The sequence below is a fragment of the Butyricimonas faecalis genome (assembly GCF_003991565.1).
Lineage (GTDB): Bacteria > Bacteroidota > Bacteroidia > Bacteroidales > Marinifilaceae > Butyricimonas > Butyricimonas faecalis.
On record NZ_CP032819.1, the window covers coordinates 2,068,834 to 2,088,906 of the forward strand.

Sequence of the window (20,073 nt, forward strand, 5' to 3'; positions counted from 1 at the left end):
CTTTATTAAAACAAAATAGAGACATTATGACAAACAAAAAAGAAGTAGTCGTACTTTTCGGGACAGGAAGTATTGGACTTGCAATTATTCGCCGTGTATCTGCAGGTAAACATATCATTTTAGCTGATTATAACTTAAAAAATGCTGAAATTGCATCCCAAATGCTAAGTGATGCAGGCTTCGAGAGTAGCATCATCAAGGCTGACTTAGGTAGCAAGGAAGACATATTGGCTGTAGTCGCAGAAGCAGTAAAATGGGGGGAAGTAAAGTATGTCGTTAATGCTGCAGGAGTTAGTCCTTCGCAAGCACCTGTACACGAAATACTTCGCGTGGATATGTACGGGACAAGTGTCCTTTTGGAAGAATTTGGCAAAGTGATCGCGGAAGGAGGTAGTGCCGTAATCATCTCTTCACAAAGTGGCCATCGTCTGCCGGCTCTTCCACAAGAACAAAATGATGCCTTAGCAATGAGTAAACCGGAAGACCTTTTAAATCTAGACTTCGTAACAGCAATCACCGATACACTTAAGGCTTACCAATATTCCAAACGATGCAATGTATTGAAGGTGGCATACGAAGCCACTCGATGGGGTAAACGTGGAGCTACTGTCAATTCCATATCACCCGGCATCATCATCACGCCACTAGCAAATGCCGAATTACAAGGACCTCGCAAAGAGGGCTATCTGAAGATGATTCAAGCTTCACCAGCCGGACGAGCCGGAACTCCCGATGAAGTGGGTGATTTGGCAGAATTCTTAATGTCAAGTCGGGGACGATTCATTTCTGGTGCAGACATCCTCATTGATGGAGGAACAACTGCAAGTTACTGGTATGGAGACCTACAATATTTGAAAGCAACACATTAATAAATGAAAAGAAGTTGTCTAAAAAGATATTCAGTAAATTCCTAAAAATAGCTGTAACACTAAAAAGTCTTACAGCTATTTTACGAATATTCCCCTCTTTACGCTCTATCACATCACCTTTTAGAACTCCTCCCCCAACGTTTCGAAATATCAAATTTCTTTCTCTTCCTTCTTGATGAAAATAAATAATAAATGATGATACCTACAATGGGTAACAAAATGATACATAACGTGAAAACAATTTTATACATCGGGTCTAAATCATTTCTTTTTAAAACTGAAAATAGACCTAAAATATCAACAATGATCAAAATTAACAGGACATACATAATCTAAGTATTAAAATACAGTTAGTCAATCAATTTCTCTAACACCTCCCCCGCATCAACCAATCCTCCCACCATCCTTGCAACCACAATCCCGTTCGGATCAATCAACACCTTGGTCGGGAAAGAATAAATATTAAACAGACGGATCATATCGCACGTTTCCCGTCCCTCGTTATTCAATATTTGAGTCCATGTCAACCCGTCTTCTTTCACTGCCGTTTTCCAAAGCTTCCGGGCTTCGTTCTGATCTTTCACGTTCTCTTGGGCCACGTTAATAAAAACAACTTGTTTCTTGTACTTTTCATACAACTCCTTCAAATGAGGATGCGATGCCCGACAAGGAGCGCACCAGCTTCCCCAAAAATCCAACAACACGTATTTTCCACGTAGCTTCTCAAGAGACACCGTTTCCCCGTTCATATCTTTCTTCTCGAAATTCTTGGCAGGCATACCTATCCTAAAATCCTGACTTCTTTTCAAACGTTGTGCAATAATACGGCCATAAGAATTTCCCTTCAAATTCGCGGGGAAACGACTGTAAATATCCTCTGTTTCATTCTCATCAAACCAAATATAATGTTCGGCTAACTTCATAACCGCGATATAACTATCCGGATTATTCCGTATAAACTCCATCGTTTTACGCTTATTTGCATCAAATGACCGCTGAAACTCCTCGGGATAATTCCGAATATCTCCCCCTTGAATGACATTATCAATCATTAACTGGTTATAGGCCTTTTCCTCCGGGGTCAGCAAATCGTAATTTAGCCGCACGAAATCACGGGAAACAGGTCCTCCCTTCTCCCACTTCACCACGGGCACTTTTCCCTTTTCCAAATCAAGTTTTAACACGGCAAATTCTCCCGGCACAATCATAAAACTAAAATGCGGATTCTGCTTGGTTCCCTCAGCAGTCGGCATCGCCAACTCATCACACAAAAATCTTATCCCCGCGGATACAGTATCTTTTCCCGCCATACTGATATCCAGCATATAGTTATCAAACTCGTGCTCTTCCTGCATAAATTTCCCCTTAGAAGAATAGGTGACAATCACTTTCCCCTTTTCCGCGGCATCAATCGCGGCTCGTAAACGGAACTCCTTCTTTCCCTCCAAATCCAGCATGATCGAGTAAAGAACCCGTTTATTGAATCCTTCCGCCACGTTTAGATTATCCCTTAACAAATCCGCCGCAGCCTGTCGAATTTCTTCATTCTGCTCCTTCAAAACACCAAACCCGACCAGTATCGAGAAACGATCCCGGTCTTCCAGTTGTGGAAACTTCTCCCGACAGATATCCAAATAATCTTTCATGCTATTTTTCAACCGTACCTCGGCAATCCCTTCCAGTGCTGTCAGCACCTCCCCGTTCGCCAAAGCCGCATCATGAATCTTCTCTTTCAACCGTATCCATTTCTCCTCGTTTACTTCCGTGTTTGAAACTACCCGAGCCGAAACAAAAAGCATAATCTGCTGCCGTAACCAGTTATACAACAAACTCTCCACTTTCTCCCGTCCATTCTCCTTTACAAAACGATCTTTATGGGCAAACATGTAATCCGCTTTCGGATCCCCGTAATTCAAGGTATAACGAGTATAAAGGAAAAAATTCTCCGGCTTCACCCTTTTCTTGGCAGACAACTTATCAAAATACTCCCGTATCACTTGATTTCCCAGCTCAATATTCCCTGTTTCCATCTGCAACAAGGCATACTCGTTCACCAGTTCCGGGGTCCGTTCTCCTTTTTTATAACGACGGTTCAACCCTTCAGGTGACCACTTGGGATCAATCCCTTTACGAATCTTATCAACAAATTCCTCCGCCGGACGAGCCCCGGATGTTCGATAAACCTCCGTCCCATCCGCTCTCAAAACCACAAACGTCGGGTAAGCCCTCACCTGATATTTCTTTGCCAACTCCACTCCTTCCCCTTTCTCTGCATCCACTTTCATATTCACGAACACCCGGTTAAAATAGGTCCCCACCTGCTCTTGTGTAAACACCTCGGAAGACATCATCTTACACGGTCCGCACCACGTCGTGTAGAAGTCAATAAATATCATCTTTTTCTCTTTCCCCGCAAGAGCCAAAGCCTCCTGCATTGTCAACTCCTTAAAATCTACCCCTTGGGCAAAAGATGACAGCGGCAAAATTACCGCTATCATCCAACAAAAAACTAATTTTATCTTCATATTACTGATTACCATTTTTCCAATCGATATCTTTCACCTTTACCAGCCCGCTCCATTTACATTTCTCGTCCGGTTTCAACTCAAACGTGTTTTGATCGGTTCCCAACACATACTTTTGTAAAGTTCCTCCCATTATACTATTATAAGTTGCTACATATAAATCGTTATAATCTCCATATCCCGAGAAAACATCAAATTTAACCATCGTAATCTCATCTTCCATTTCTATCGAATATTTCTTCTCGTAGTCTCTCTTGTAATCATAAGCATGTAAGGTTTTACCCACCACGTACAATAAAATGGAACGATTGGAGGCAAAAGCGAATAACTCAGCCTTGTCAATATCCGTCGCAAGCGACTTATTTACCTCATATCCAGCCACCTTCTGACCAGAAGCTTTAAATTTATAGATATAATACCCGTTCGTCCCGGCATCTTTCATCAAGGCGAATGAATTACCATTTCCCCCACCCTCGGTATCCATGGTATTCTCTCCATACACGAGCGTACGCCCCTCGGGTTGCACCCACGGGAAAGCATCATCAGCCTTATCAGATAAAGATGAACAAGTTGTGGAATAACTTGTATATCTCACAAATTGATTCTTATCAGTATTATAAAGTATCCCACCGGAAGCGTATCCCAAAGAAGCAAAAATATAGGGGTACGCTTTAAACAATACGTTAGGAGAATCCGTTGTCCGATTGATCGGATCTGCATATTCACTACTTGACAAAAAACTAGATAAATGGAACACGTGTCCTTCTTCACAAACAACCGTCCTAGAACTATTCATTACGCCATTACCCGCCGCTTTAGTAATCATGTACACGGGATTCAATTGTTGCGGCAGCTCAAAATACGAGTAAACCAACGGTTCAAACGTGCTTGCCAGATCACCTTCAAAGGTTGATGGATTCACGTGATACGAACGTTCCCCGGTTGCTATCCATAATCTCTCGTGAGGTGCGTAAGAAGACATTCTCACACGTCCCGTGTACACAACTCTCTTGGGATCTTTCAATCGTGGCAAACCATTATTAGACAATTGATTATATAACACCATTGTATCACCCGCCATAGCAACCATATCCAAGTTCACGAACCCTTCGACATCTTCCCCGATAACCAGCCATCCCAAACTTGTCGCAGTTCTGACCACAAGCGAAGTATAATTCATCCACAACAAACCAGTAGACTTATCTCTCACCTTCAAGTAAAGAGTATAAGCCCCCGGTTCCAACTCCACGAAATAGTTCAAATCACGTTCCGTACCGATCACTTTCCGGGTTAGTTCCTCGGTAGACGGGACTACCAGCCACTCATAAACGTAACGATCAAGGGATAAACTATCTTCCGTAAATTTCAGCAAGGGGGTTATTTTTAATGTGTCTTTCTTAAAAATCACGCTATGTGATTTTCCTAGGCTATCCACTTCAATCTCGTTCACGTCCTTGTAATTGTAAGAACCCTTGTCGTCATAACAAGCCACGGCCAAACAAATGAACACGCTCGTTAAAAAAAATAATATAACTCGTTTCATAATTTTCAGATTTACATTGTTCAACCATTATTCTGCCGGAATCCAGGGTTGTCCCACGATTGATTTCCACGATACTCCCATGAACCACATGGCACGGCCATCTTCTTCCAATACCGGGGTACCCTTGTCATAAAGTTCTTGCAAGTAATCCACAAAATAATTTGCGATCATTGTTCGTTTGGCATTTGGCATTGTCACTTCCGAGGCAAAATCATCATACGTCAGATTAAACTTTTCACAAATCAAGTCATATTTCTTTCTCGTAAAAGCCCCCCAAAGTCCCCCCTCTGTTTGTCCTGGTGCATAATCAATTGCAGGTATCCAACGGGTTGGTCGAACAAGAAAATCATTCATGGTAATTTTGTGCATAGAAACGTCAAAATCATTACCTCCAGTACTAGACCATAACCCGGGAACCTCTCCCCACCAGTTAATTCCAATTTCGAAATCATCCGTCGGTTCTAACTTCAATGTTAAAACCCGTTCTTCGATTTGAATACTCTCATCTCGCTTTAAACGAATCACCAAATCTGCATAATGACTCCCAGCTTTAACCACTTGAAACTCGTCGAAAGGATCATAATTCACCCCCTCGACAGCAGTAGTCGAGTCCTTGTCAACAACAACCCGGAAAGTCCTGTCATATTCCTTAATTCTACCGGTTGTCATTACCCGCAATTTCACATCGTGATAATCACCTGTACTTTTAACAAACTCTACCGGGGTAAAAGACTGGTTCGCCCAAATCGTAGTATCCCCCCATTCTGCCCCGTACTGAACGTAGAAATAAACCCCTTCCCGTCCATCGTAATTCTTAACTTCCTTTTCACAACCCGCCACGCAGCAAACAAGCCATGCAAGAGCGAGAATATATAATATTTTTTTCATAACCATTACTTATTCTTGTGAAACATTATCTTGAGACCCTGCTCGTTGGCTCGTCTCGCTATCTGGCAAAGGGAACACGTAGTTTTCCAATTGCATATTCATCGTGCCGCTAGTCGTCGCACCATCAGGAATAGTCTGCAAACCGTTCCGCTTGTAATAGAAAAATAATTGTCCTTCTCCTATAAACTCCCTCACGTATTCAGAACGAATTAAACCCTTTAATTCCTCCACGGATGATGCATTCTGATTTACGCAATTCCTAGCAAAACGTAACTTGTTAAAATACTTTTCAAGAGCCGTCGGAACATCCGTTTCACACTCGGCTGCGATCAAATATAACTCACTAACACGAACTAAAGGAATCATATAACGATAATGATACGCGGAATCCGCCTCTGTTTCATCTTTATACTTATTTAAATAGGTCACCTCCTTGCTATTGGATATTGTAGAAGCCCACATTCTATAACGATAATCATCCTTATCATCATACGTGCCATTTACTCGTCCCGTTGAAAGATTTCCACTCATAGTCAACATTTTAACTACTGATAAAGAGGGATCAAAAAAAGTCTTATACACTTTACTCTCGCGAGAAGTATTATAAAGAGAAAACAATACCTCGGGATAAAACACCCCATCTGGCGAATTCTTTGTCATATAGTCAACATTCACCAACGGGAATAAAGGCTTATCCTCGTTACTCACTTTTGCTATCACAGTCCGTGCACATTCCCCTGCTTTTTGCGTGTTCCCTATCCACAAATAAGCCCTAGCCATCAAAGCATTCACGGCAAAATAATTCATACGATATTGTCTATAATACAAATCATTCGTACCTTTTTCCGAATCATGATTCCTAGCCCCTTCCGTGATAACGGGATCAACTGTTGAAAGTAGACTCGACGCTATTTCCAAATCCTTGATAACGTAATATATCACGCTATCGGCAGACAACAATGGTTGCACGCCCCGGTCCGCTTTAGTCATGTATGGAATACATTTAATTTCTTTGTTCTCTTCCGAATAAACAGGCCCAAACATACGTACAAGATCAAGGTGCATCATTGCCCGCAAACCTAGGGCCTCACCTTTCACAAGGCGATAATAAGTATCAGATAAAACCGGATTCCCATCCCCGCAATGAGCGAGTATCGCATTACAATTTGCAATCATTGAATATAACCCGGACCAAATATTATCCAGCGTACTTTTAAATCCCTTTTGCGTGTATGAATAATTCGCATAAACAGAATAATCATGATCTGTAAAGTTGCAATTATAATATTGTGCCATAACATCAAGCATCCCCATTGTTAAATTAGCTCCGTACAATTTCGGATCATTCATTTCCGAGTACACGCCATTCAAAGCCGCAAGAAAACCTTCTCTATCTTTAAACAAAGAATTATCCATTATTCTATCGTCAGGATCAACCTCCAACCATGAATTGCACGACACGAGCAACAACATCACGCCGACAATCAAACCCGATTTTATATTTCTTACTAAATTCATAAACAAACTTTTTAATTCATTAAAACGTTAATCCAAGAGAAAAAGCCACGGCACGCGCAAAAGGATAATCTAACCCTCGTTCATTCTTTACCGTAGAAACCCGGAAAATATCATTCATGTATCCCCGGATAGTCATCGAAGATGCCCCGATACGATGCAACCACTTGGCTTGAGTTTCGTATCCAAAAGAAATAGACTCCCCGCTCAAGGTCTTCTCGTCTGCGATAAAACGAGATGACATCGGGGTCACATCTGTCAATGAAATTGCTTTATACTTGCTCACGTCTCCCGGTTTTTGCCAGCGATCGTACAATGCCCGCTTATCTTGGTTGTATTGCAAGGCGTTTTTCGAGATATTCTCCACCTTGTCGTATAACGTTGATAGAAATATTTGCCCTCCCAAACGATACCGCAAGTTAATAGAAGCAGAAAATCCCTTGTAATAGAAAGAAGTACCGATTACCCCTTCCACCTTCGGATCAGAGTTCCCGACAACGACCTTGTCCGCATAGTCGTGCTCGAATGTCTGCGTACCATCTTTTTTAATGAATATCTCTCGCCCGGAAGCCGGATCAATTCCCGCAGAACGCACGGCCCACAAATCAGAAGGACTTCCACCATCGTAATATCTCACCAAATTCGAACTCCTGTTCTCCTGATTAAACTTATCCAAAGCGTTCCCGATATTCCGATACTCGTAAGTAATATGGCGAGCGTTAAAATTAAAATTCCAACTCATGTTCTCTCGCTGCAGGATCATGTAATTCAATGTCGACGTCAATCCCTGAGAAACCTGTTTACCCAGATTCATAGGAACTGTCGACGTCCCGGTAGAAGTTGGCGTCTGGACATAAACTAGTAAAGGATCCGTATTTTTATAAAAATAATCAACTGTAACTTTCAAACGATTATTTAAAAAAGCCAAATCAATACCGTAATTCTGATCGATTGTTTTTTGCCAATCTAAATTGTCATTTCCCCAAGTAGAAACAATAGCGCTTACCCCAAAAGGATTTGGGTAACTAGTCGCATACTTGTACACGTTCATGGAAATATAAGCATCAAAATTTTGATTCCCAGGATTACCTATAGAAAAACGCAATTTCAAAAGATTCAACCAGTTTTGGTTCTGAAAAAAGTCCTCCTTGTGCATATTCCACGCTAACCCGATGGCCCAAGTTGTCGTGAATTGTTGAGATAAGCCGAACACGGAAGAACCATCTGAACGAAGATTCACGTCTAGCAAGTAACGATCATCATAAGCATAACCAGCATTCAGGTAATAACTCGCCGAACGTTTCTCGCTAGTAAAATAAGACGGCTTACTTCCAGTAGGATACCCAGAAGAAAAAGAAGGATTCGAATAACGGTCATCAATAAACCCAATAGTCTCGTAACCACTAGATTGTGATTTACTTGATGCCAAACGAATTCCCCCTACGGCATTCACCATGTGTACCTCGTTAAACAATTTAGCATAGGTCACGTTAAGATCCCCGTCATAACTCAAATTTTCATTTCTTGTTTCCCGGTACGATCCGCGTTCAGTTGAAGCGGTTTCGACATAATCTGAAGCATTGGGAGATTTAAAAACTTCTCCCCGGTCCGTTGATTTTGAAATACTAAAACGACCTTTTGCCCTCAAACCATCAAACACCTGCCAATCGATCTCAAAATTATTAGTAAAACCGAAAGACGTGGTTTCATCGGAAGAACCTAAACGCATATCATATAGAGGATTGTACGTTTTCAATTCTTGAAGATAAGTGGATGAATTTGCATCTGAATCAGAGTAAATTTCTAACACCTGCTCTACCACACCATTTTCATTCTTTTTCCTGTGATACGGGTTTGCCTGTGAAAACTTCGAAAACGCCACCTTCTCGCGTGAAGACATCGAGTAATCCAAGTTCAAATAATTTTTGAATGACAACGACTTGTAGCGATACAATAATTGCACGTTACCATTAATCACGTCCCGATCAGATCCTTTCATCACACCTTGAGTCTTGTTATAACTGAATCCCAATCCGTAACGCATTCTGTCATCCCCCCCTTCAGCAAAAAGGTTGTGGCTATGAGAAGTTGCAAACCGTAACGGCTCACTCATCCAGTAGGTATCCACCCCTCGTTTCACTTCAGCCAAACGCTGATAGTACAATTGCTGATAACCCTCCGACACAATCTCTCCATTAACATCCAAATCTCCATAATACCCAGCTAAACGTTCAAACTCCAATTTTTCAGCAGAATTCATCAAATTGTAATCTGACAAATCGGCAAAAGAAAGATTCAAATTTCCATTATACGTTAACCTCAATGTACCGGGAGCGGGAGCCTTCGTCTCCACCACAACAACACCATTCGCCGCTTTCGAACCATAAATTGCCGTGGCCGCCGCATCTTTCAGCACCGTGATACTTTGCACGCGATCCATGCTCAAATCACTGATAGTCTTTAAAGTCGTTTCGAACCCGTCTAAAATAAACAGGGGTTGATTCGGATCAATATCATACTCCTGTGTTAAACCTATCACGCTAGTTTTACCCCGTACATTAATATCCGGCAAACGATTGGGGTCCGATCCAAACTGGTTATTTTCCATGATAGCAAATGAAGGGTCCATCGTTTTCAGACTTTGAAGCACGTTTTGGTTACCGATAGTTTTCAACTCCTTTGCCGTATAAGTTGTCGACGACCCGGTAAAACTCTCTTTTTTACGAGAATAAATACCTGTAACAACAACTTCATCCATCTCTTGTACATCATCTTTTAAAATGATCGTCCACTCCCCTTTAGGAATACTTTTATAAGGGATTGTTCGAGACTCCATACCGATAAATGAAAATACAAGTTCAGCCTTGGTTGTGTCAGTAATCATAATCGAAAAATCCCCCTCTCCCCCGGTTGTTACTCCCAAGGTAGTACCCTTTAGCAAAACAGTAACACCAGGTAAAGGTTGTTTTTTCTCATCAACTACCTTCCCCTTCACGGTTACTGGCTTTTTCTCTGTTTCCTGAGTCTGGACTACTTTTGATTTAATCACCACGATATTATCTTCAATGTAAAAATCGAGAGATGTCCCTTCTAAACATCTAGCCAAGATATACTTTATATCCGAAGATGTAACATTAATAGAAACCTTCCCCACATTCTTCACCACTTGATCATTGTACACAAACGTGTACCCCATTTTCTGTTTAATTTCGTTAAAAGCAACTTGCAAATCAACATTGTTCAACTTGATTGTCATTCGTTGGCCCAAGGCTGTAGCCGTCAACGAGACAAACGTCATCAGCAGGAACAACATTGTCAATCTCATCATCAACAAAAAATTCCCATAAGTTCGCCTAAAGAACCCACTCGTTCTGTTTTTTTTCATAAATTTGTAGAATTAAAATTTCACATTGTGCCTCAGGCACCTTACTTAAAAACGGGAGATGGACTAGATCTCTCGTTTTTATCATTTCACTGTTACGATATGGCCATCTACCGAAATGGTCACTATATCTGTTCGTTCTATTAATCTCAATACCTTGTTAAAATCATCAAACCGCTGCATCTCGATCGTGAAACATTCATCTCTCACTGCCGGATTCTCAAACACGACCTCAACATCATACCAACGTGCCAACTCTTCCATTATATCCTTCAACGGGGCATGAACAAAATGGAACTTTCCCTCGTGCCACGCCACATAAGGTGCCACATCGACATCAAACACTTCTATGTCATGAGTTCCGGGCACTTCGAGAGCCTGCTGTCCCGAAGATAACAATACTATATTATCCATTCCCTTCACTTGTACACGTCCTTCCACCAAGGTTGTTGCAATGGGAGACCCGCTATATGCCCGGAGATTAAATTCTGTCCCGAGTACCCGAACCGCATAATCTTTCTCCACTTCCACGATAAAAGGTTTGGTCTCGTCGTGTTTCACATCAAAATACAATTCACCTTTCGCGTACACCTTTCTCTCCTTTCCCGTGAATAAGGTTGGGAAACGAAGTGACGACTCGGCATTCAACCACACGATTGTACCGTCCGGCAACACAACCTTGTATTCTCCCCCTCTCGGTATCCGAACTTCACTGTATTGCGCAACTTTCACCCCCGAACTATCCCCCTTGTAAGTCAACGTACCCCGCTCGTTCACAAAACGTCCACCTTTCAACAACAGTAAATTACACACACTATCCTTACCAAGGTCAACCACATTACCGTCAGGCAGGTAAAGTTGTGCCGTAGAGATTCCCGGGACAATCCGTTCCAACTGTCGTCCAGGTACTTTCGAGGTAATCTGACGCTCGTTTAGATATAACGCCCCGATCAAAAGAGGAACAATCAATGAAGCCGCAATCGTCCAACGACGTAATACGACACGACGACGTAACCCGGTGGCCCGTTCCAAACGCAACCAAGTTTTCTCCCTTCCTCTATTCAGTCGATCAAAATAGAACGACTTTTCCAGCATATTCTCCTTGTTGCAAATTTTCTCGAGCAATTCCCTATGCTTTCCTTCACGCAACCAAGATTCGAGCATTTCTCGTTCAGATGTGGAGAGTTTCCCATGCAAAAAACGATAAATAACAAACTCTATCCTAGGATCAATTTTCTCCATTTTTTCAAAAATTTCCCCTAAAACGTGAATACCTCCCCACAGGGTGACACCCTCTTAAAAAAAATTCTTTAAAGTTTAAAGCCCCAAAAGAAGTAACAACAACCACTGGACACCTTTCAATCGCTCCCGTAACATTCTGTAAGCACGCAATTTTATCGTCTTCACCGTATTCACGGAAATCCCCAGTTCTTTTGCAATTTCAGGATTGGAAAGACCTTCCATCGTCATGATCACGACTCGGCGAGAACGTTCCGACAAATCTTTTATTGCATCGTACACCATCGCATGCACTTCCTCCTCAAGAACAAATTCTTCCTCTCCTTCCTCCGTGAGCCACAGGATTAATTCCGGCTCATTACGACGTTGCACTTTTTGGTGACGCAGGTAATCCAAACAAGCATTTCTTACACTCATATACAAGAAACTCTTGATTGCCGCAACAAAATAAAAGTCTTCCCGCTTCTCCCACACCTTCAGGAAAGCATCTTGAACAAAATCTTCCACCATCTCGTCATTTTCGACATACTGGAAACCATATGATTTCACGGGGAGATAATAATTGTCAAAAATCTCCTTGAAAACACTACCGTTTCCCGCTCGAAACTTCTTTATGAAAACATCCTCTGATTTTATCAAGACTATTCGTAATAATTATAAAAAAATACTTACTTTATATGGATTCAAAATTAGTATTTTTTTCCCAGATACAAACGTCTTGACATTTTTAATAACAAAACCGTGAAACGTCCGGCTCCATTGTCTGTACTAGATGCCGATAGAATGAAAGGACTTCTTAATGAAAACCAAGGGAAATCCTACTGAAATACTAGGGAAATAATACCCCTTTTTCGATGATGTCCCGAAGCTTACTCGAAGCTTAACCATTGGGGAACGGTTGAACAACGGATGTGCAACGGTTGAGCAACGAATAAGTGGGATTATTTGGGTAACTTTACTTCTTTATTTGGGTTATATTTGAGTAACATCTCAACAATATCCCATATGCTCCTCCGCAAGAGGATTCTGTCGCCATTTACAGGTTGAGGCAAATAAATGACAACAACGGCCAATACCGCGATAAATAATGTTAGTACTTATACACCACTTTACAACGAAATATAAAGTAAACTTTTCCTAGATAATACACGTTTATCTGCTTATTTGTTTAATATCAGCTACTACCGACTTCGTGCATACACTTATCCGTTTCAAGAAAATGGCGAAGATTCTGGACACAACTTTACTCGCAAAGATATTCACTTCAAAGACATAATAGACCTTTATTGTTTTGACCGCAGACTGCGTTCTCTTATTTTCAATGCTATTGAAAAAATAGAAGTGGCAGCGCGTACAAAAATCGTACAGGTATACGCCGAAAGCACAGGTGGTAGCCATTGGTACGATGATGAAAGTTTATATCGTTTCGGCTATGACGACCTAATAAAGCATATCGAAACAGATGTAAACCGCAGCAACGAAGATTTTATCAAGCACTACAAATCAAAATACGATAATCCTCCTATGCCGCCAAGTTGGATGGCACTCGAAGTAGTATCGTTTGCCACATTGAGCCGCTTGTTCCAATCCTTAAAGTTGGATTCTTGATATTATCAGTCCCGGAAGCGACTTTAAAAGAAATATCAAAGAATTGCTCAAATCCGATTATCGACTGCTTGACCTTAAAGATATGGGATTCCCCCAATACTGGCAATCGCTCTCCGTTTGGCAAGAAAAATAACAAACTCAGCGTTTTATACGCTATAAGCAAGCAGTTTTCCTTACCATGTAAGGAGTGCTAGGGGAGATAGACTGATACCATAGGACTTACCAACAAGTTGTATAAATCACGGCCAACAAAATACAGATCACGTAGGCACAAATATTAAATGCCTTATCCGTCTTGAACATTTCAGATGTCAACACGAGGGCCTTCGGGTCGTCATCCGTCTTGCAGGTGGCCAAGCTGACCATACCAATCGTTACCATCGTCAACAGGAACGTGTACATCATTTGATCGAGGAATGGCATTTCGATGGGCAGGAACTTCAACAACAACGCCACGGGAATAGAGATCAGCACTCCGGTTATTGCTCCCCGGTTCGTTGTCTTCTTCCAGAATAAACCCATCAGGAAGACGGCCAGAATACCGGGGCTCACTAATCCCGTGTATTCTTGAATATACACGAACATCTGATCGAAATTAGCCATCATGGGGGCAATCAAACCCGCGATAACCAAGGCCGCGGCTGCCGTGATTCGGCCCACGCTCACCAATTTTTTGTGAGAGGCATCCCGATCGATGTAAGGCTTATAAATATCCATCGTGAAAATAGTGGAAGTCGAATTGAGCATGGAAGCCAGTGAAGAAACAATAGCTGCCGCCAACGCTGCCAACACCAAACCTTTCAATCCCGTGGGGACAAACGTCCCGATCAGCCACGGGTAGGCTTTATCATTTCCTCCCGTCATCTCGAACATGGCTGTCACGGATGGGTCTTTGGATTCGGTGTACATCACGAAAGCCACGATTCCCGGAATAACCACGATTAAAGGCACGATCAATTTCAGAAACGCAGCGAAAGCAATACCTCGTTGAGCCTCTTTCAACGACTTGGCCGCCAACGTCCGCTGGATTATATATTGATTGAATCCCCAGTAATAGAGATTTGCCACCCACAAGCCACCGATAAGCACGGCAATACCCGGTAAGTTCTTGAATTCTGGATTATCTTTCGAGATAATCATGTGGAACTTATCTTCCGCCGTGTCTACAACGTGGTTAAATCCCTCCACGACGCCGCCACCGGGCAACACGTTATCCAAAGCGATCAGCGTGGTGATAACACCCCCGACGATCAGCAAGGCCACCTGAATCACATCCGTCCAAGCCACTGCCGACAATCCCCCGTAAATGGAGTATGCCGCCGCGACAAAGGCCAGCCCGACGATGGCTGGAATAAATAACTCCCCGTTACCCGTACCGATAATCGTATCAATGGCTTTTGCCCCCAAGAAAAGCACGGAAGTCAAGTTCACGAAAATAAACAAGGCGATCCAGAAAATGGCAAGGATGGTCTTCAGGTTCGTGGAAAAACGTTTTTCCACGAACTCGGGAATCGTGTAAAGTCCCTGCTTGATAAATATAGGTAAAAAGAATTTACCCACGATGATTAAGGTCAAGGCTGACATGAATTCGTAGGAAGCGATGGCCAAGCCCACGGCAAATCCCGATCCGGACATCCCGATAAATTGTTCGGCAGAGATATTGGCCGCTATCAACGAGGCTCCAATGGCCCACCACGGTAACGATTTACTGGCGAGGAAATAATCCTCCGTTGTCTTTTGCACGCCTTTCTTGCCTCTTGATACCCATAATCCCATGGAGATTATCATTAAGGCATACGCCCCGAAAATGAAATAATCCCAGAACTCAAAACTCGTGTTCAACATTTTTCCTATTGTTATGGTTTATACTTAGTATATCTTTCTTACCCCGTCACCAATATCCGCCACGTAAAACTCTGCATTCAACCCGACTTTATCGTGATACACGGAAGCCAGTTTCTCGATGAATTCCTGCACGTTGTCCTCCTTCACGAGGCTCACCGTACACCCGCCGAAGCCTCCGCCCGTGATCCGGGAACCCAGCACGCCCGGTAACTTTTGCCCCTCCTCGGCCAGTGTATCCATCTCGACACCGGTAACCTCGTAATCCTCTTTCAAGGATCGATGCGATTCGTTCATCAACTCCCCGAAACGCACCAAATCTCCCCTTTGCAACACATCAATGGCCTCGTTCACCCTGGCGTTCTCCGTGACGGCATGACGAGCCCGACGATAAACGGTTTCATCGGAAATCAGATGTCGCGCTCGTTCTAGCTCTTCCTCGCTCAAATCACACAGGTGTTTCACGTTCAATGCTTGATTTATATCGAGCAACGCTTGTTCACACTGGCTTCGTCGCACGTTATACTCGGAAGTGACCAGATCATGATTTTTATTTGAATTGGTGATCACCAATTTATATCCATTGAGATGTAGCGGAATCAAATCGTAATCCAACGTACCGCAATCCAGCGCGATCGCGTGTTCCTTCTTTCCCATGCCCACGGCGAACTGGTCCATGATCCCGCAATTCATCCCCACGAAGAGATTCTCTGCCCGTTGAGACATTTTCACCAACTCCACCACGTCCAGTCCGGCATGCAACAGATCGTTCAGCATAAACGCCGTCACCACCTCGATCGAGGCAGACGAAGACAAGCCGGCCCCGTTCGGAATATCCCCGAAGTACAAGATGTCAAAACCCCACGGGTTAAATCCTCGATCCGCGAATTCTTTCACCACGCCCAATGGATATTTTACCCATTCCGCGGGTTTATGCTCGAAAATAGTCGGATCACATTCCAGCCGGAAAGTTTGGTTCATACTGGCGAAAGCTATTTTCTGATCGTCCCGAGGAGTCACGGCCAGATAAGTCCCGAAACTCAACGCACACGGGAAAACCCGTCCCCCGTTATAATCAATATGTTCCCCGATCAAATTTACCCGCCCGGGAGCAAAGTACAGGTGTTCTACTGTTGTCCCGTAAATTTCTTCAAATCTTTTTTCCAACACGCCTGTATCCATTTTAAGTAATTTAGAATTTAAAATTTAGAATTTAAAATGGGGGCTAATGCCACATGTCTACAAAGTTAACGTATTTTCTTTTAAATTTTATATCCGACATGAATGAAAATTACGTTCTATTATCTATTTTTATGAGGCGATTAAAATCATAGATTATGGAACTGAAAGAATATATTCTCAAGAATGAATGCCTTGAAATTCACGTATGTAATCTGGGTGGAATTATTAAAAACATATTTGTACGCGATTGCAGATGGAAGCTCGTAGACGTGGTTTTAGGATTTGATACCCTTGAACAATATATTGACCCGGAGTACCGGAAGAATTATCCTTATTTCGGCGCGCTCATCGGGCGCTACGGCAACCGTATCAAAGGCGGGGAGATTACGATTGACAACACGACTTACACGTTGAACAAGAATGAAAAAGGGAATACCCTCCACGGGGGAACGCCCGGTTTCGACCAACGCCTGTGGGACGTGGAACAACCGGACGACGAACACCTCATCCTGCGTTACACAAGCCCGGACGGGGAAAACGGCTTTCCCGGCACGCTGGACGCGACGGTGTACTATTCCATTGAAAACAACGTGTTCCGGGTGGTTTACGAAGCCAGTTGCGATCAACCGACACACGTGAACCTCACGCAACACCCCTATTTCAATTTAAGACCGACCGACGAAAATATCGGGAATCACGAACTACGGCTTTATACCTCGCAATACTTGGAAATAACGCCCGATTTAATCCCAACGGGGACGGTGTTATCGGCGGATAAAAAACACGCTTTCAATTTCAACAAACCGCTTTTCCTCACCTTGCAGGAAGAGGGGTTGGATGATTGCTACACGTTCGAGAACCCGATAGAACCCCAACTCATGGCCGAATTGTCCCACCCGAAAAACGGGATCACGGTTACCATTCTGTCGGATTACCCGGGCTTGCAAGTTTACACGGGCCAAGAGATTAACGTGGCCAACGGAAAAGGCGGAAAGCACTACGGTCCTTATTCGGGAATTGCCCTGGAGGCGCAAATGCTTCCAGACAGTCCTCACCATCCTCATTTTCCTTCCACCCGTTTGAATCCGGGCGAACGGTATCGCCACAAAACGATCTACTCGTTTAACTGTTTCAGCGCGGAAGAAGACTACGGGGAGGAAATCGAGGGGTAAGCTGACAGATCTATTTTCGTTTGGTTTTCAAGAAAAACATGGGAATCACGGCCATCAACGCGGTTATGAAAGCCACGAAAAATACATCGTTAATACCACTGATATAGGCTTCCATATCCACGTGTTCGAGTATATATTGTTTCGCATAAGACACGGATTCCGCGTGTCCCAATCCACCATTCGACCTAAAAAAGCGACTTAACCCGTCCACCATGTTCGAATAAGTTTCTCCCGTGTAGGCAATCGTTTCGTGATAACGCTCCGTGTGGTATGTCTGGCGCTGGCTCAACAAATGGCTGAACATGGCTACCCCGAAGCTTCCCCCGATTTGCCGCACGATGTTCGTCACGCTTGATGCCTGTGCCATTTGCCGGTTGTCGATTTGCCGCAACGACACGTTAAGCAAAGGCGGGTAAAGGATTCCTAACCCGACTCCCCGCAAATAGAGACTAACCATAATGTACCACTTATCCGTGAGAAAGGAGAAGGAGTAGTTCATGTAAAAGCTGGCACACAACAGGAATAATCCCAGCACGATCACCACTTTCGGGTTCACCCACCGGGAAGCATTGCCCGCCAACGGGGATGCCACTGCCTGCAAAAATCCCACGGGCAGGAAGAACAATCCCGTCTGATAGGCCGAATACCCCAGTGAATCCTGCATGTACAAAGGGATTAGGAAGGTGCTCCCGAACATCCCGATCCCGAATATAAACACGATCAGGTTTGCCAGTGAGAAATTATGATCCTTGAAGATCTTGAGATTAATCATGGGATGTTTTACCGTCAATTCCGTGTAAAGGAATAACACGAAACTAACTACCGCCACCCACATACATCCCAACACCAACGGGCTGGACCATCCTTTCGTGTTCGTGCTTGATGTCACCTCGGACAACCCGTATAGGAATACGGGCAAAAATATGGCAGACGTGATAAAACCCGGTATGTCAAATTTTTGCCTCGTCCCCAACTTGTATTCCCGCTGCACGATCATCGTGTATATAATGCTGAATATTCCTATCGGGATATTCACGAAAAAGATATAATTCCAATTCAGGTTATCCACGAGATACCCCCCGATAAGCGGTCCGAAGGAGACAGAGGCTGCCGAGGCGATCGCCCAGAATCCGAGTGCCATACCCCGTTGTTCCACCGGGAAAACAGTGGTGACCACAGCCATCCCCACGGGCATCAGCAAACCACCCCCGATTCCTTGGAATATACGCCAGAATACCAGTTCCCCGATTGCCGTGGAATTGCCGCACATGAACGAACCGATGGTAAATACCGTCAGCGAGAAAATAAAGATTCGCTTGTAACCGAAACGATCGGATAACCACCCGGCGGCCGGAAGAATGGTTGCCATGGAAAGCATGTAACCGGTTAATATCCATTCGGCACTATTCATGGAGGCACCAAGTGTTCCCATAATCACGGGTAAACCCGTGTTGACGACCGTGGAATCAAGCACGGCCATGAACGTTGTCAACATGACGTTAAACAACACGAACCACTTGTAACTCCCGTTTCCTAACGGCGTAGCGGCAATAGCGTTCATGGTCGCTCCTTTTTGATTTTAACCGTCGCAGACATACCCGAAACCAGCTTTACCCGGGCCTTCTGCTCGTCGTCACCTTCCACTTTATCGATAGATATTTTCAACGGTATGCGTTGGGTTACTTTCGTGAAATTACCGGAGGCATTGTTCGGCGGGACAAGAGCGAACTCCGAGGCCGTGTTGTCCCCGATGTAATACACCCGTCCCTCGAAAGTCAGTTTATCGTACGCGTCCAACGTGAATTGAGCCTTCTGCCCGAGATAGATCTCCTTGAACTTCGTTTCCTCCAAATAAACTGCCACCCAAATATCTGTCGCCCGGTTCAAGGTCAATGCCGTTTGTCCCGCTTCAATCCGGTCACCCGGTAGTATCCAACGTTTCCCGATAATGCCATCTACAGGAGCCATCACCGTGCAGGCACTATGGTCAAGCATCAACAGCGTGTCACCCCGTTTCACGGTGTCCCCTTCCATCACGTACAGGCGAACGACCTGTCCCGCCACCGGGGCCGAAACACTCACTCGAAACGAGTCAAGATTTGCATCGTCCGTGCGGATATATTTCCTATAATCCAGCCACCATAGGACTGCAACCACGATTGCCGCAACAATAAAAACAATCAAGAATACGATTTTCCTCTTCTCCCCTTTACCGGGGACTGTTACTGTTGTACCTGCCATAGACCAAATTTAGTTTAGTTAGAATAAAAATATTCACCCTATAAACGTCAGAACAAGACATTAGGTT

Annotated in this window: 14 protein-coding genes and 1 pseudogene; 3 read left to right on the plus strand and 12 right to left on the minus strand. The window is 43.6% G+C overall.

What is annotated here, in order from left to right:
* Positions 1-26: 26 nt before the first annotated feature.
* Positions 27-869: an SDR family oxidoreductase gene (locus D8S85_RS09145; RefSeq protein ID WP_127074987.1), complete on the plus strand. Its 843-nt coding sequence runs from the start codon at positions 27-29 to the stop codon at positions 867-869.
* Between the two features lie 113 nt (positions 870-982).
* Here the strand turns inward: D8S85_RS09145 and D8S85_RS22240 are convergent, their stop codons facing one another.
* The 8 genes from D8S85_RS22240 to D8S85_RS09185 form a co-directional block, all read right to left on the minus strand.
* Entirely contained in the window at positions 983-1,198 is a 216-nt protein-coding gene (locus D8S85_RS22240) for a PLD nuclease N-terminal domain-containing protein (RefSeq protein ID WP_106480439.1), read from the minus strand.
* A gap of 21 nt (positions 1,199-1,219) precedes the next feature.
* The gene (locus tag D8S85_RS09155; protein WP_172726499.1) at positions 1,220-3,394 is read right to left on the minus strand and encodes a TlpA family protein disulfide reductase; all 2,175 of its coding nucleotides are present in this window, start codon (positions 3,392-3,394) and stop codon (positions 1,220-1,222) included.
* Position 3,395: 1 nt separating this feature from the next.
* Positions 3,396-4,937, minus strand: coding sequence for a PKD-like family lipoprotein (locus D8S85_RS09160; protein WP_127074989.1), 1,542 nt, complete (start codon positions 4,935-4,937; stop codon positions 3,396-3,398).
* Positions 4,938-4,964: 27 nt separating this feature from the next.
* Positions 4,965-5,825: a DUF4843 domain-containing protein gene (locus D8S85_RS09165; RefSeq protein ID WP_158641542.1), complete on the minus strand. Its 861-nt coding sequence runs from the start codon at positions 5,823-5,825 to the stop codon at positions 4,965-4,967.
* A 9-nt stretch (positions 5,826-5,834) separates the two neighbouring features.
* Complete coding sequence (locus tag D8S85_RS09170; protein ID WP_106480443.1) at positions 5,835-7,343, minus strand: RagB/SusD family nutrient uptake outer membrane protein; 1,509 nt, start codon at positions 7,341-7,343, stop codon at positions 5,835-5,837.
* A 19-nt stretch (positions 7,344-7,362) separates the two neighbouring features.
* A complete protein-coding gene (locus tag D8S85_RS09175) occupies positions 7,363-10,725 on the minus strand; it encodes a SusC/RagA family TonB-linked outer membrane protein (protein ID WP_127074990.1) in 3,363 nt (1,120 codons plus the stop codon).
* Between the two features lie 81 nt (positions 10,726-10,806).
* Positions 10,807-11,964, minus strand: a complete 1,158-nt coding sequence (locus D8S85_RS09180; protein WP_106480449.1) for a FecR family protein — start codon at positions 11,962-11,964, stop codon at positions 10,807-10,809.
* Between the two features lie 75 nt (positions 11,965-12,039).
* Positions 12,040-12,600, minus strand: coding sequence for an RNA polymerase sigma factor (locus tag D8S85_RS09185; RefSeq protein ID WP_158641543.1), 561 nt, complete (start codon positions 12,598-12,600; stop codon positions 12,040-12,042).
* A 516-nt stretch (positions 12,601-13,116) separates the two neighbouring features.
* Between D8S85_RS09185 and D8S85_RS09190 the strand changes: the two are divergent.
* Positions 13,117-13,554, plus strand: a pseudogene (locus D8S85_RS09190) (Abi family protein); the annotation flags it as partial.
* Between the two features lie 234 nt (positions 13,555-13,788).
* On the opposite strand, the gene D8S85_RS09195 reads toward D8S85_RS09190, so the two are convergent.
* Both D8S85_RS09195 and D8S85_RS09200 read right to left on the minus strand, forming a co-directional pair.
* A complete protein-coding gene (locus tag D8S85_RS09195; RefSeq protein WP_106480452.1) occupies positions 13,789-15,414 on the minus strand; it encodes a sodium/sugar symporter in 1,626 nt (541 codons plus the stop codon).
* 24 nt (positions 15,415-15,438) lie between these two features.
* Complete coding sequence (locus D8S85_RS09200; RefSeq protein ID WP_106480453.1) at positions 15,439-16,593, minus strand: galactokinase; 1,155 nt, start codon at positions 16,591-16,593, stop codon at positions 15,439-15,441.
* 155 nt (positions 16,594-16,748) lie between these two features.
* On the opposite strand from D8S85_RS09200, the gene D8S85_RS09205 reads away from it, so the two are divergent.
* Complete coding sequence (locus D8S85_RS09205; RefSeq protein WP_106480454.1) at positions 16,749-17,765, plus strand: aldose epimerase family protein; 1,017 nt, start codon at positions 16,749-16,751, stop codon at positions 17,763-17,765.
* A 10-nt stretch (positions 17,766-17,775) separates the two neighbouring features.
* On the opposite strand, the gene D8S85_RS09210 is transcribed toward D8S85_RS09205, so the two are convergent.
* A complete protein-coding gene (locus D8S85_RS09210) occupies positions 17,776-19,326 on the minus strand; it encodes a DHA2 family efflux MFS transporter permease subunit (RefSeq protein WP_106480455.1) in 1,551 nt (516 codons plus the stop codon).
* The gene (locus tag D8S85_RS09215) at positions 19,323-20,006 is read right to left on the minus strand and encodes an HlyD family secretion protein (protein WP_127074991.1); all 684 of its coding nucleotides are present in this window, start codon (positions 20,004-20,006) and stop codon (positions 19,323-19,325) included. The genes D8S85_RS09210 and D8S85_RS09215 overlap by 4 nt, the downstream gene beginning before the upstream one ends.
* Between the last annotated feature and the right edge of the window lie 67 nt (positions 20,007-20,073).

Bases quoted from the DNA above. Each gene is read 5' to 3' on its own strand.
- D8S85_RS09145 (WP_127074987.1), top strand. From the start codon at position 27: ATGACAAACAAAAAAGAAGTAGTCGTACTTTTCGGGACAGGAAGTATT.
- D8S85_RS22240 (WP_106480439.1), bottom strand. From the start codon at position 1,198: ATGTATGTCCTGTTAATTTTGATCATTGTTGATATTTTAGGTCTATTT.
- D8S85_RS09155 (WP_172726499.1), bottom strand. From the start codon at position 3,394: ATGAAGATAAAATTAGTTTTTTGTTGGATGATAGCGGTAATTTTGCCG.
- D8S85_RS09160 (WP_127074989.1), bottom strand. From the start codon at position 4,937: ATGAAACGAGTTATATTATTTTTTTTAACGAGCGTGTTCATTTGTTTG.
- D8S85_RS09165 (WP_158641542.1), bottom strand. From the start codon at position 5,825: ATGAAAAAAATATTATATATTCTCGCTCTTGCATGGCTTGTTTGCTGC.
- D8S85_RS09170 (WP_106480443.1), bottom strand. From the start codon at position 7,343: ATGAATTTAGTAAGAAATATAAAATCGGGTTTGATTGTCGGCGTGATG.
- D8S85_RS09175 (WP_127074990.1), bottom strand. From the start codon at position 10,725: ATGAAAAAAAACAGAACGAGTGGGTTCTTTAGGCGAACTTATGGGAAT.
- D8S85_RS09180 (WP_106480449.1), bottom strand. From the start codon at position 11,964: ATGGAGAAAATTGATCCTAGGATAGAGTTTGTTATTTATCGTTTTTTG.
- D8S85_RS09195 (WP_106480452.1), bottom strand. From the start codon at position 15,414: ATGTTGAACACGAGTTTTGAGTTCTGGGATTATTTCATTTTCGGGGCG.
- D8S85_RS09200 (WP_106480453.1), bottom strand. From the start codon at position 16,593: ATGGATACAGGCGTGTTGGAAAAAAGATTTGAAGAAATTTACGGGACA.
- D8S85_RS09205 (WP_106480454.1), top strand. From the start codon at position 16,749: ATGGAACTGAAAGAATATATTCTCAAGAATGAATGCCTTGAAATTCAC.
- D8S85_RS09210 (WP_106480455.1), bottom strand. From the start codon at position 19,326: ATGAACGCTATTGCCGCTACGCCGTTAGGAAACGGGAGTTACAAGTGG.
- D8S85_RS09215 (WP_127074991.1), bottom strand. From the start codon at position 20,006: ATGGCAGGTACAACAGTAACAGTCCCCGGTAAAGGGGAGAAGAGGAAA.